11 protein-coding genes are annotated in these 13,035 nt (G+C 45.4%); 3 read left to right on the top strand and 8 right to left on the bottom strand.

Going from position 1 to position 13,035, the window contains the following annotated elements; all coding sequences use genetic code 11:
* The 8 genes from FQV28_RS11060 to FQV28_RS11025 form a co-directional block, all read right to left on the bottom strand.
* The gene (locus tag FQV28_RS11060; RefSeq protein ID WP_146496484.1) at positions 1-924 is read right to left on the bottom strand and encodes a S66 peptidase family protein; all 924 of its coding nucleotides are present in this window, start codon (positions 922-924) and stop codon (positions 1-3) included.
* A gap of 186 nt (positions 925-1,110) precedes the next feature.
* Entirely contained in the window at positions 1,111-2,745 is a 1,635-nt protein-coding gene (locus tag FQV28_RS11055) for a peptide ABC transporter substrate-binding protein (protein WP_146496482.1), read from the bottom strand.
* A gap of 61 nt (positions 2,746-2,806) precedes the next feature.
* Positions 2,807-3,940, bottom strand: coding sequence for an ABC transporter ATP-binding protein (locus tag FQV28_RS11050; protein ID WP_146496480.1), 1,134 nt, complete (start codon positions 3,938-3,940; stop codon positions 2,807-2,809).
* A gap of 4 nt (positions 3,941-3,944) precedes the next feature.
* Positions 3,945-4,865, bottom strand: a complete 921-nt coding sequence (locus tag FQV28_RS11045) for an ABC transporter permease (protein ID WP_146496478.1) — start codon at positions 4,863-4,865, stop codon at positions 3,945-3,947.
* Positions 4,865-5,800 carry an ABC transporter permease gene (locus FQV28_RS11040; protein WP_146496476.1) on the bottom strand — a complete coding sequence of 312 codons (936 nt, stop codon included), beginning with the start codon at positions 5,798-5,800 and terminating at the stop codon, positions 4,865-4,867. Before FQV28_RS11040 ends, FQV28_RS11045 begins: the two co-directional genes overlap by 1 nt.
* Before the next feature lie 15 nt (positions 5,801-5,815).
* Positions 5,816-6,640 carry a M55 family metallopeptidase gene (locus FQV28_RS11035; RefSeq protein WP_146496474.1) on the bottom strand — a complete coding sequence of 275 codons (825 nt, stop codon included), beginning with the start codon at positions 6,638-6,640 and terminating at the stop codon, positions 5,816-5,818.
* Positions 6,641-7,190: 550 nt separating this feature from the next.
* Entirely contained in the window at positions 7,191-7,646 is a 456-nt protein-coding gene (locus FQV28_RS11030; RefSeq protein WP_146496472.1) for a transcriptional regulator, read from the bottom strand.
* A gap of 90 nt (positions 7,647-7,736) precedes the next feature.
* Entirely contained in the window at positions 7,737-8,108 is a 372-nt protein-coding gene (locus FQV28_RS11025) for a hypothetical protein (RefSeq protein ID WP_146496470.1), read from the bottom strand.
* A 150-nt stretch (positions 8,109-8,258) separates the two neighbouring features.
* On the opposite strand from FQV28_RS11025, the gene FQV28_RS11020 reads away from it, so the two are divergent.
* The 3 genes from FQV28_RS11020 to FQV28_RS11010 all read left to right on the top strand — a co-directional run bounded on the left by FQV28_RS11020 (position 8,259) and on the right by FQV28_RS11010 (position 13,026).
* Entirely contained in the window at positions 8,259-8,699 is a 441-nt protein-coding gene (locus FQV28_RS11020) for a helix-turn-helix domain-containing protein (RefSeq protein WP_146496468.1), read from the top strand.
* A 74-nt stretch (positions 8,700-8,773) separates the two neighbouring features.
* Positions 8,774-10,306, top strand: a complete 1,533-nt coding sequence (locus FQV28_RS11015; protein ID WP_146496466.1) for a hypothetical protein — start codon at positions 8,774-8,776, stop codon at positions 10,304-10,306.
* Positions 10,303-13,026, top strand: coding sequence for a DEAD/DEAH box helicase (locus FQV28_RS11010; RefSeq protein ID WP_146496464.1), 2,724 nt, complete (start codon positions 10,303-10,305; stop codon positions 13,024-13,026). The genes FQV28_RS11015 and FQV28_RS11010 overlap by 4 nt, the downstream gene beginning before the upstream one ends.
* The last annotated feature ends 9 nt before the right edge of the window (positions 13,027-13,035 follow it).

Below are 13,035 nucleotides of genomic sequence, written 5' to 3'. Positions count from 1 at the left end.
TTACTCCACCCCTGGCAAAATAGTTAATGTTTTCGCGTCTCCATCCAATCGTGCTTTAACGCCAAGCGGAACCGAAAAATGCGGTTCGCAATGGCCGATTTTAAATCCTTTTACGACCGGTACTTTCATTTCTTTGAAATAATCCTCGAATACTTGGTCAAGCGTCAATGATTTATCCGGTTTTTTCGGTTCGGGATTCTTGAAATCGCCAATGACAATACCGGCCACTTCGTCCAGCTTTCGCGCCATCCGCAAATGATTGAGCATTTCGTCGACACGATATGGCTCTTCGTCGATGTCTTCAATCAGCAAAATCTTGCCTTTAACATCGATTTCAAATTTCGTGCCAATGCCCGACCGCAGCAGCGACAAATTGCCTCCGACCAATTCACCTTCCGCAACGCCTCCGCGTATCGCTGTCAAGGGAGAGATTTCTTCACTGTAATGAAGTTCAAACGGGCTGAATAACTGGCCGAACATGCGCCCGCTTCGCTCGTGGAACTCATCTTTCCCGACATCAGATGCCAGCATCGGACCGTGGAACGTCACAAGCTCTGCATACTGGCCAATTGCGGTATGCAAAAACGTGATATCTGAATAGCCCCAGAACACTTTCGGATTTTCTTTGATCATCCCAAAATCAATGCGGTCGGTGTACCGGGCCGCTCCGTAGCCGCCGCCTGCGCAAATGATGCCCGCAACTTCAGGATCCTCGAACATCGCGTGGAGATCTGAAAGCCGTGCATCGTCATCCCCAGCCAAATAGCCGCGCTTCTCTTCCACCGACTTGCCCATCTTCACATGCAATCCAAGCTCTTCTAAAAAAGGCAACGCTTTCTTTAAATTCTCTAAATTCGGCGGGCTCGAAGGTGCAATCACACCAACGGTATCACCTTTTTTCAATCGTTTCGGCAACGTTCTCAAAAAAATCCACTCCTCATCTTTTCCATTCTTCATTCAATCAACCATTTAGGCGGATTCAATCAAAAAAAGAAAATAAAATGCGCGGCGCATGGCCGCGCATTGGTAAATTCTTATAGATTTTTACTAGGAACAATACCGCTTAGAGCGATTTCTTTCCAACTCCTATACTTCACATAAAATCCACTATCACTGCTTGTCCGCATTCTTCAGATCCAAATACCCGACCGGATGGCGCAATACTCCAGATACGCCTTCTTTTTGAAGCTGGACTTGGTTATAGAAATGAATTGGGAAAATCGGCATTTCGTCCATCAGGAGTTTTTCTGCTTCGATCAATTTTTCCCAACGTACTTGAGAATCTGTTTCTGTTTTCGCATCGGCAATCAATTGGTCGAATTCTGGATTTGACCATTGTGTGCGGTTCATCGACGAACCTGTGATAAAGCTTTCAAGTGCATTGACTGGATCCGCGTAATCGTGCAGGAACGAGCTTCGTGATGCTTGGTATTCGAACGCGGATTGCTCTTCAGCAAATACAGCACTCTCCACGCTTTGCAATTTCACATCAACGCCCAAAGTTTGTTTGAATTGGTCTTGAAGCGTTTCAGCGATGATTTGGTGCGTATCACTTGTTGAGAAAGTAAGCGTGACTTCCGGAAGAGTTTCCCATCCTTCTTCTTGCATACCTTCTTCAAGCAATTGTTTTGCCTTTTCCGCATCAAATTTCACCAAGTCGCCAGCTGTGTCACGGAAATCATTGCCATCCGGGCCTTCAAATCCGTATGAAGTAAATCCGTGTGCCGGTTTCTCGCCATTTTTTGTCACGTACTGCACGATGTCTTCTTGATTCACCGCAAAAGCGAATGCTTGACGGACTTTTTTGTTGGTGAATGGTTCTTCTTCTACATTATAGCGGTAGAAATAGGTTCCCGCTTGGTCCAATATGGAAATTTCCGGCGACTCCATCAAATCTTCCGATAGTTCAGCCGGCACGCTGGAAACATCCAGTTCGTCCGCTTGGTACATTTGGTATTCGGTATTGGTATCGTTTACCATCGCCCAGTGGACGCCATCCAATTTCACGTTCGCAGCATCCCAATATTCTTCGTTCTTTTCAAAAACAAATTCTTCGTCATGGCTCCAAGAAGCCAGTTTGAACGGCCCGTTTCCAACAAATGATTCCGCTTCCGTGTGCCATTCCGGATTTTCGGTTGCAGTCGCTTCGTGGATCGGGAAGAAGTTCGGGTTGGTGATGATATTCAGGAAAGCTTCTGTTGGAGCTGTCAGCGTAACGACCAATGTTTTATCGTCTTCAGCTACCACTTTGACATCTTCTGCAGAGCCTTCGCCAGTGTTGTATGCTTCCGCGCCTTCAATAAAGTAGCCAAGGAATGCCGCAGGTGAAGCCGTTTCCGGATCTAGCATATGGCGCCATCCGAAAACGAAATCGCTCGCTTTCACTGTTTCACCATTTGACCAGTTTGCATCTTCGCGAATTTTGAATGTATAAGTTTTGCCGTCTTCTGAGATGTCAATTGACTCAGCAGTCGCTTCGACAGGCTGCGAATTTTCATCCAAACGCGTCAAGCCTTCCATCAAGTTGTTCAATGCATTCCAAGAAACTGCGTCAAAACCAATTGATGGATCAAAAGACGTTGGTTCTTGCGCATTGTTCAACCGGAGAATTTTCTCTCCGCCCGTCTCTGCTGCTGTGCCTTCTTCTCCTTCTGCAGGCTCTTCTCCCGCATCTTGACTAGCGGTACATGCCGCAAGAACAAAAGCCATCATTGCCATTAAAAATAAAACCAGCCACTTCTTCATTCATTTTCCCCCTTTGTTTCGTATGTGTTTATGTGAATGCGCAATTGCGCTTTCAGCCAAATTAATGTGCAAATGCACCGTCTTCGATTAATTTCTTGGCCCGTTCATCCTGCAGCCAGCAATCGACTTTCTGGGTAGCCGATAAATGGGTCGGCTCGGGATAAACGTGTGCGCATACTTCCATTGCAAACGGACAGCGCGGCGCAAACGGGCAACCTTGAGGCGGCGAGAACAGATCCGGTGGCGTGCCGTCGATCGGCACCAGTTCTTCTTCCTTTAAATCCAATCGAGGCACCGAGTTCAGCAACCCTTTCGTGTATGGATGGTTTGCCGTATAGAAAATTTCCCGTTTGGTGCCGGTTTCGACAACTTTTCCTGCGTACATCACAGCGATTCGATCCGCAATTTTTGCAACCACTCCAAGATCGTGCGTGATCAAAATAATTGAAACTCCTGTTTTTGCTTGAATTTCTTCAAACAAGTCCAAAATTTGGGCTTGGATTGTCACATCGAGCGCCGTCGTCGGTTCGTCGGCAATCAGCAGTTCCGGTTCGCATATGAGCGCAATCGCAATAACGATACGCTGCCGCATCCCTCCTGAAAATTGGTGCGGATATTGCTTCAAGCGTTCTTCAGGGTTCGGAATGCCAACCAGATTGAGCATCTCGATGGCGCGTTTTTTCGCTTCCGCGCCGCTCAGATTTTTATGCTGCTTGACGCCTTCAGTCAATTGTTCCCCGATTGTCAGCGTCGGGTTCAGTGCGGTCATTGGATCCTGGAAAATCATCGAAATGTCGACACCTTGGATTTTCCGCATTTCTTTTTTGGATAGCTTTGTTAAATCCTTCGATTTGAAATGAACGCCTTTGGAAGTGATTTTGCCCGGCGGCTGCTGGATCAGCCCCATGATGGCATTGGACGTCACCGATTTGCCGCAGCCGGATTCGCCGACGATCGCCAGCGTTTCGCCTTTATACAAATCGAACGTTACCCCGCGCACCGCCTGTACCGTTCCGCCATATGTACTGAACGTCACATGCAAATCTTTCACTTCTAATATTTTCTCATCCGTCACTGTGCGTTTCCGTTTCGGCTTGGCCACTTTACCGCGCTTAGCGTCGTGTGCGACCGGATCGGATTCCGCTCCATCTTCTAAACGGGTGCGCGTCAATTCGTCTGCTATAGGTTTTGTCATATCGTCACCCCCTCATTTTCGGATCAAGCGCATCTTGCAGCCCGTCGCCCAATACGTTGAATGCGAACATCGTCAATGAAATGAATAAAGCCGGGAAGAACAATCTCCACCAGTCGCCTGATATAATGACCGGCAGCGCATCATTTGCCATGACGCCCCAGCTTGCAAAAGGCGCTTGAATGCCAAGACCCAGAAAGCTCAAGAATGCTTCGGCGAAAATTGCACTCGGCACTGTCAACGTCATTTGGACGATGATTGGCCCCATGGCGTTGGGAATCAGGTTTTTCCGGATAATCCGCCCTGTTTTTGCGCCGAAAGATTTGGAGGCGGTGACAAATTCGTAGTTTTTCACTTGCAGTACTTGCCCACGGACAATCCGCGCCATGCCGACCCAGCCCGTAATTGTCAAAGCGATGATGATCGTCGTCAAGCTTGGGCCCATCACTACAAGCAATAAAATTACAACAAGCAAATATGGCAAGCCATAAAGCACTTCCACGATGCGCATCATGACCGCATCTGTCCGGCCGCCTTTATACCCTGCGATGCCGCCGTACAAGATGCCGATAAAAAAGTCGATCAATGCTGCCATTAAACCAACGAACAAACTAATGCGGGCTCCGTACCAGGTACGGGTAAAAACATCCCGTCCGGATTCATCAGTACCAAACCAATGCGTGCTGCTCGGCGGCTGATTTTGATTCGGCAAATCTTGAATGGTCACTGAATGAGGCGAAAAAATCGGTCCGAAGATCGCCATTAGCGCCAGGAACCCTAAGAAAATCAATCCCCCCATTGCCAATTTGTTTTGCTTCAAGCGGCGCCAGGCGTCTTTCCAATAGGATAAAGATGGCCTGACAACTGTTTCTTTCTCATCCCCATCTTTTGCGAGTGGATGGAACCAATCATCTCGGATTTGGGTCATCACACGTCACCTTCTTTCTTATGAAGCTTAATGCGCGGGTCCAGAATGCCATAGACAATGTCGACAAGGAACAGCATGAAAATGAGAAATGCACTGTAAAATACGGTTGTTCCCATAATCACCGGATAATCGCGGTTGTTAATAGAGTCGACAAAGTATTTTCCCATCCCTGGAATTGCGAAAATCTTTTCAATAACAAACGTTCCGGTCAGAATTCCGGCAAGCAGCGTGCCCATAATCGTTACTACCGGCATCATTGCATTTCGGAGTGCATGGCGAAAGACAATGCGGACCGGCTTGATCCCTTTGGCACGGGCCATTTTTATGTAATCCTGCGTCAACACTTCCAGCATGCTCGAACGCGTGAGGCGCGCGATAATTGCCATCGGGCCAGTCGCAAGCGCCAGCACGGGAAGCACCATGTGCATTGGGCTTTTCCACGTAGCCGGCGGGAAGATATCCCACGTAACAGCAAGCTGCTGAATCAGCAATGTCGCCATGACAAAGTTCGGAATGGAAATCCCAATTACAGCAAACGCCATCGCTCCATAATCGAGCAGTTTGTTGTGGCGCAGCGCTGCTAAAATTCCAAGCAGCACCCCTGAAAGAACCGCAATGATAATGGTGATAATCCCCAGTTCAAAAGAAATCGGAAATCCTCGCTCAAGCAATTCATTGACTGTCCGGTTCGGATCTTTGATCGATGGCCCGAAGTCGAATGTCGCAAGGGACTTCATATAGTCGAAATACTGTATATAAAGCGGCTGATCCAATTTATAAAACTTTTCCAAGTTTGCTTGAATTGTCTCGTTCGTCGTCCGTTCCGTTTCCAAAGGCGACCCCGGCACTGCGTGCATCAAAAAGAATGTCAATGTCGCAATGATGAAAATGGTCATCAACATCATTAAAAACCGTTTTAAAATATATCGGCCCATCCTTCGATTCCCCCTTTAACAGAACTTCGCTTGCATCGCGAGTTCCGTCATGACTAGCATTGCCCGATAAGCTTCTAATATATCTTTTGCTTGGAAGCGGACAACGGTGGTGCCCTTTTCAATTTCACAGCCAGGCATCATCGCAGCAAGTTCCGCTTCTCCGTAATTTGTAAATTCGATTCGGAGCAACGGCTCGTCCGGCGGTACAAGCGGCTTGACGTGCTCACGGTTGTCGATTGCCTGATGCGTTTTTTCCAGCAAGAAAGCTTGAGCTTTTTTCGGATGCAATGTTTTAACGGCAGAGCGCGTCAGTGATTCTTTGACAGCTGCCGTGACGATATTCGGAATGAGGGCTTCCGCTTCTTTGCAGGCAGCGTCGTCTCCCGCCACCAACAATACCGGTACTCCATGAAAACCCGCCACATATGCATTAAAGCCAAGTTCCCCGACTTCCACATCGTTGATCCACATTGTCCGCACAGCGAAAATCATCGAATGTGCCATAACGCCTTTTTGGCCGGCACGTGCATGATAGCCGCCAAAGAATGCGCCATCATATGACTGGTCCAAACCTTCCACCATTGAATAGTTTTTGACTCCTCCTGTTATCAGCAAAGCATCTTCATGCAAATCTTCCGCAATCAAATTGTTCATCTTCGAATGGCTGTCGTTTACAAGAAAACCTTTTGCGCCTCTGTCAAATGCACCTGAAATAATGGCATTGGCATCCCCGGTCATTAACCTCCTGCCCCGCTCGTAATTTGCTTCTTTCGAATCCACGTATGTATAATCCGGTAATGCCGTTACCCCTTCCATATCCATCGATAAATAAAATTTCATGTGTTCTTCCCCTTAAGTCATTGTATTTTCCCATTAATTATGTAAAGAGCTTATTGATAATGTAACAATATTGTAAGAATATTTCAATATAATTCTCAATTCTATCAATTTTAAGTTTCACTATTTGCTAAATTAGTCATTAAATTTTATATATTTAGAATTTTTAGTCATTTAGATTCATGTTATTTTTTTACTTCCTTTTTATAATAAAAATATGTTACAGAAAGCGGCCAGATTTATAACTTGCCCTATAAGATCTTCTTAACATTGAAATTGAGAAAACGCATCATGAAGGGACGGATGAGGATGAATTTTGATAAAGTGCTTGAATTGGGATGGGAAGATCTTGCAATAGGAGTGGCCGGTTCAACGGTTTTGATGCTGGTCCTTAATTTTTTCACATTAATGTAGAGGTGACTTATGTTTACTTTAAACTTATAAAAGCCCTTTTCCGTAGACGCGGAAAAGGGCTTTTGACAGTTTTTCCTCACATAAAAACGTCTGCTCCTCTTGTTAACGGGCAGACGTTTATCCATAGGCTCCATTCACTTTATAAACCTCCAGTGTTTTGGCGTTCCAACAAGTCATGAAACATTTCTTCATCCCTGATTGACAAGGCATAATCAATCATTCTCTCAAAATTTTCATGCTCCAAAAACTCGATGGCATCCATTGCTTCTGTCTTTATTTGATCGTTCACTTCCGTCACTCCAGACTTCTCTTCCTGCAAGATCGCTTGAAGATGCATGTGGATATCAGATACCAACAATAATTGATAAAGCGGCAAGCGGATAAAGCGATTGCCTTTTTGGAACACAAATACTTCCGAAAGGTTTTCCACTTGGAATGTATTCAAGTTCACCACAATCTCTTTTCCTTCAACTGGGATAAAATGAAACAGCTCGTCATCTTTTAATATCGAGAAGTATTGATAAGCGAAAACAAATTTTATCAAATGCCCTTCTCTTTTCGTATAGAACGGTTTCAGCAACTTTATCTGCAGCATGTCTTCTCCCCCTTCCCCAGTTATTTGAATATTCTTACTACGATAACTATACCACATTTTTTTGCGTTTTAACATAAAAAAGCACAATGATTATCTCATTGTGCTCCCCTCTTTTCCGTTCAATTTTCCAGGCGATACGACAAAATGCATTTGGTCAGAACGGATGCGGATAAACGAATTATTCAGCACTTCCAAAAGAAACTTTTCAAATTCTTCGCACCTAACCTCGCCTCGAAAAAAAACAATGCGCTTGTTTTGAAAATCGATTTTTATCGTTTTCAGGCGGCCATAGAAGACGAGTTCTTGTTGCAATATGCCGCTTTTATCTATAAAAGAAGCTTGCCACTTGATCTTTTCATACTGTTTGGCTGCATCCAGCAAAAATACTTCCCAACGCTTCACATCCTCGTGATTTAATACATAATCTAAATCCGGAATTTCCAAAACATATGAACCTTTCAAGGACATTCTCCTATCCAACTAATTAAGTATTTTTAACTACTAAATCACCATTTATTTTACATCAATCTAGCTGATTCATATATTAAATGCCAAATTGGCAATTAAAACCGCCGATTCATTTATTTTTCGTACAGTGAAATCAAGAGGAAGGTGATCACTCTGAGATTTCACGAAGCATTAAAGTCTTACCGAGCCTATATGAACGTCCAACAAAAAGAAGTGGCAAAACGCTTAAACGTCCACCCTTCTCTAATATCGCGCATTGAAAGCGGTGAACGCACCATTGTCGTCGACCGGCTGCCGGAAATTCAAAAAGCCTACAATATTCCAGACGACCAATTCGCGAAAATGATTTTGAATATGGATTCGAAGAGCCCCCGCTTACAGCCAGCAGAAGCAAAAGAACTGCAAGCCTATTACAATGAATCTCTTTATACAGCCCATAAAGATCTTCTATATTCCGAGTCCTTCCGGTATCTGTTCGTCTGCTTGACCACATTGCCGGTCCCCCTCCAAGCGGAATTCATCAAAAATGCAACAAAAGAAATCGAACAACTTATAACTGCATATAAAAAGAAAGACGACGATTAACTTTCCTTCAACGTTTACGGAGCCGCCTGAAAGCCGTATAATAGAAGGAAAGTTTTATTTTTGGGGCGATGCATATGGCTACGGTTCAATCCTTGGCACAACGATTCGATGATACTATTCACAACTATATGGCTGCTATCGACAAATCGCTTCATCCAACGCGCGAGCTGGATGAAGAAATGGTTCGAAAAGCAGTCTTTTTAGTGCGCCATGATGGCGTGCAAATCCAGTCTTTCAATGAAGAAAAGCTGATTTTAGAAGCAATTGTAAAAGACGCCCACACAGTCAAAGTTTTTCTTAATTTCGATAAACTCACCGCAATTTGCGCATGCCCGCAAGAAGAAATGTGCCGGCACAGATTAGCGGTTATTTTTGCGCTTTACCAAAAAATCGGCTCTCTTACCCAATGGGTAGCGGACTGGCGCTCGCGCCCGAACGATCAACTGGCCCTTCTATCAAGCAAACGCTCTCCCGCACAGTGGACAGCCGTTATCCGAAATGCGTGGCGTGAACCTGTTCCAGATTATACGACTCGCAATTATTTCTACTTTGAGCAAATGTATGAAGGGCGCTTAAAAAACGCATTGTCATTTGTTCCGCTTGAACGTGAATGGAAAGTGCTTTACCGAACTTATGCCCATTTTATTTCTTTGACGGAAGTTTGGGACACTTACATCAGCGGCACAAAAGAAGTGCATCATTCGTTTTTTAAAACGTGGTTTGAAGACGAGCTGCACGAATTGCATGACTTGCTTGAGCAATTGCGGACGCAGCATCGCACATTTGAATCAGATGCTTTTTTTGATCATCTCAGACTGATGGTCCGCTCTTTTGCCGCAGTGAAAGATGGTTCGTTTTCCCAGCGGTTCTCGCTGTACCAACTTTTTTGGACAAGCCTGTTTACTAATCACAAAATGCGGATAGAAGAAGCTGCGGCTTTTTCGAGACCAGATGAACGAATCAGTGCGTTTTTTGCAATTTTGCTGAACGAGTCGGTAAAGGAATTGAAAATATCGCCCAACGAAGTGCACGACTGGATTGGGCTTGCAATTCTTGCAGAAAGCGAAGGGCATGACCAGGCACTTGCGGCCATATTGATGGCCGTCAAACCGCATGTAAAAACTTTTTTGTTCGAAGGCCTTTACTCGCAGTACCGCCAGCAATATGTGCGTACGCTAAGCCGGCTTTTTTCGCTTATCTATTTGAGTGAAGCGGATTGGGAAGATTTGTTCAAGCAATTCGGCCATTACGGCTTGCCTGCCTACTCTATATATTTGATTGAAAAACAATTATACAAACAGTGGGCGGAGCTTCATCACTTGCATAACTCCCCGCTCTATTTTGTAGAAGAATGCGGGTTGAAGGAAGTGCAAAACGCCGCTCCCAACTACGTCTTGCCGCTTTACCACCGCTACGCGATGGCGCATCTTGAAGAACGCAACCGCACCAGCTATAAACAAGCCGTACGGATTTGGAAAAAGATGAAAGCCGCTTGCAAAAAAAGCGATCAACTGGATTTTTGGAAAGCCTATATGAATGAAATTCAAACTCAAAACAAACGCCTTCGTGCGCTTCAGGAAGAAATCGAGAAAGGAAACCTTTTATGAATCAATTCCAAACAGAAGGAAGCCGCACTTATTATTTGAAAATTAGACGTGCCGAAGAGTTTCGCATCCAAGCGGTCAACGAAGCCGGGAATCGGATTCCCCCGGAAGTTTGGAAACCGTATTTGTATTTCCTGGATAAGGAAAGCTTTTTCGGCTTAACCTCTGTCACCGATGGGCTTGACCTTATTTTGACGCCCGGGGACTTTGTCCGTCTGTTCCAACGGGAGCCGCACCACTATGTAACCTTTTCAGGGCAGCGTGCGGAAGATGAAGCTTGGCTGAATTTGGCTGGCAAAGTCGCCAATTCCTTGAATGATGCTTCCCTTTGGGACCATGTCTCCGTTACAGGAGAAGACATCAATATTGACGGCAATTATGGCGATGAAGACATCCGAAGTTTTCTTGGCGATACAATCCGCCATCAGCTGCGCCAAAAAAACTTAACCCCTGCCCAGTTGCCGTATCTTCAGCATTTTGTCCAAAAAGTCGGCTGGGACGGACTTCCTGCGGCGGATGATTACGTCATCGCTGTGCAGTTGAGCGAACCGGACAGCACAGATTTATGGTCCTTAAAAATTGCGCTTCGTTCAAAACGCGGATCGGTGTATTGGACACCTTCTAAACGCCGTGCTGATGAACCAATCGATAAAGTGTTGCCGGAAAAATGGCGCACTCATGCGAAAGAAATTGCTGAGAAACAGGCTTTGATCCTAAGCCTCTGCCCTTCTGTCGACCGATTTGAAGAAGAACGGTTATTTTATACAGACTGGACCGATGCCGAAGTTCTTGAGTTTTTGCGAAACGATGCTGAAATTTTGCAGGCTTTCGGTGTAGAAGTATCTATACCATCCTGGCTGAAAGCTGTTCAGGAAGCGAAAGTCCGCGTCAAAGCGAATGTTCATTCACCAATCAAAAAAGCTTCTGTGGTCGGCCTTGATCAAATTATCCGTTTTGATTGGCAATTTTCATTGAACGGCCATGAACTCAGCATGCAGGATTTCCAGCAATTGGTTTCAGAAAACAAGGAATTTATCCGCGTTGGCAATGAATGGGTGCGGATTGACTCCAATTTGCTCCTTCACCTGCGAAAGCTTATTGAAGAAGCGGAAGACGCGGATTGGACAATCAAAGATATGCTGTTCCAAAACGTCCCGGAAATCATGCTTGAAGATGCAGGAGACGAAGAAGATCCGCTCATCGAGTTTCAGCTGAACCGTTCGTTGAAAACTTTGCTCGACAAACTTTTGGATAAACGCGATTTGCCGGAGACGCCAATACCAGAAAACCTGCAAACAGAGTTGCGCCCTTACCAGAAAGTCGGATTCGATTATTTGGTCTTTATGCGCGAAGAAGGCTTCGGCCTTTGCCTCGCCGATGATATGGGTCTCGGGAAAACGGTGCAGCTGATTGCGTACTTGCTCCACGTCCACGGAAAGAATCCCGGCAAGCCGTCTTTAATCGTTTGCCCGACTTCCGTTCTTGGAAACTGGCAAAAAGAATTGAGCCGTTTTGCCCCTAATTTGAAAGTAGCTACCCATTACGGCAGCACACGCCCGAAAGGCGACGACTTTACAAAATTCCTGTATATCGAAAACCCGGATGTGGTGTTGTCGACCTATGGCATTGCGTCTTCAGACGCCGAGGAAATTCAAGGACAGCACTGGGCAAGCATTACGCTTGATGAAGCCCAAAACATTAAAAACATGTATACAAAACAGTCGCGCACTATCCGGAAATTCAAAGGCGACCACCATATCGCATTGACAGGTACGCCGATTGAGAACCGCTTGTCTGAGCTTTGGTCGATTTTCGACTTTATCAACAAAGGCTATTTGTATCGAATCAAGCAATTCCAGGAAAACTTCATGATTCCTATTGAACGCGACGACTCAGAAGAAGCGAAAGAAAAACTGCGGCAGCGCATCCAGCCTTTCCTTCTCCGACGCACGAAAAAGGATCCGGATTTGCAGTTGAACTTGCCTGAAAAACAAGAGCAATTGGAATATTGTCCGTTGACTCCGGAGCAGGCTGCTTTATACGAAGGCCTTGTCCAAGATACGGTGCAGAAAATGGAGACGCTCACAGGGTTTGAGAAAAAAGGCCTTGTCTTGAAGATGCTCAGCAAGTTAAAACAATTATGTAATCATCCAGCACTTTATTTGAAAGAACCTTATTCTTCTGCTGAAGAAATACTGCCTAGATCTCAAAAGCTGGAGCGCATAGTGACTCTCGCCGGGGAAATAGCAGAACGCGGGGAACAATGTTTGATATTCACCCAATATATTGGGATGGGGCATTTATTGCAGCAAGCGATCAACGAGCTATATGGGCACGAAGTGCCTTTCTTGACAGGAAGCATGCCAAAACAGCAACGGGATACATTGGTGGCAAAATTCCAGGCCGGTGATTTCCCGATTTTCATTTTGTCATTGAAAGCGGGCGGAACAGGGCTTAACTTGACGGCTGCCACACATGTTCTCCACGCTGACAGATGGTGGAATCCTGCTGTTGAAAACCAGGCGACTGACCGTGCATACCGCATTGGCCAAACGCAATTTGTCCATGTGCATAAGTTTGTTACAATTGGAACCATTGAAGAGAAAATCGATGCTTTGCTGACGCAAAAACAGGCAATGTCAGATCAATTTATCCAATCGAGCCAGTGGATGACCGAACTGTCCGATGATGAATTGAAAGACCTTTTCACCTATACGTTATAATAATTCGGC

The sequence above is a fragment of the Planomicrobium sp. CPCC 101079 genome (assembly GCF_007859275.1).
In the GTDB taxonomy this organism is placed as follows: Bacteria; Bacillota; Bacilli; order Bacillales_A; family Planococcaceae; genus Planococcus.
The sequence above is the reverse complement of the archived record's forward strand: the minus strand, read 5'-3'. Positions and strand labels throughout refer to the sequence as shown.

Bases quoted from the DNA above. Each gene is read 5' to 3' on its own strand.
- FQV28_RS11055 (WP_146496482.1), bottom strand. From the start codon at position 2,745: ATGAAGAAGTGGCTGGTTTTATTTTTAATGGCAATGATGGCTTTTGTT.
- FQV28_RS11050 (WP_146496480.1), bottom strand. From the start codon at position 3,940: ATGACAAAACCTATAGCAGACGAATTGACGCGCACCCGTTTAGAAGAT.
- FQV28_RS11045 (WP_146496478.1), bottom strand. From the start codon at position 4,865: ATGACCCAAATCCGAGATGATTGGTTCCATCCACTCGCAAAAGATGGG.
- FQV28_RS11040 (WP_146496476.1), bottom strand. From the start codon at position 5,800: ATGGGCCGATATATTTTAAAACGGTTTTTAATGATGTTGATGACCATT.
- FQV28_RS11035 (WP_146496474.1), bottom strand. From the start codon at position 6,640: ATGAAATTTTATTTATCGATGGATATGGAAGGGGTAACGGCATTACCG.
- FQV28_RS11030 (WP_146496472.1), bottom strand. From the start codon at position 7,646: ATGCTGCAGATAAAGTTGCTGAAACCGTTCTATACGAAAAGAGAAGGG.
- FQV28_RS11015 (WP_146496466.1), top strand. From the start codon at position 8,774: ATGGCTACGGTTCAATCCTTGGCACAACGATTCGATGATACTATTCAC.
- FQV28_RS11010 (WP_146496464.1), top strand. From the start codon at position 10,303: ATGAATCAATTCCAAACAGAAGGAAGCCGCACTTATTATTTGAAAATT.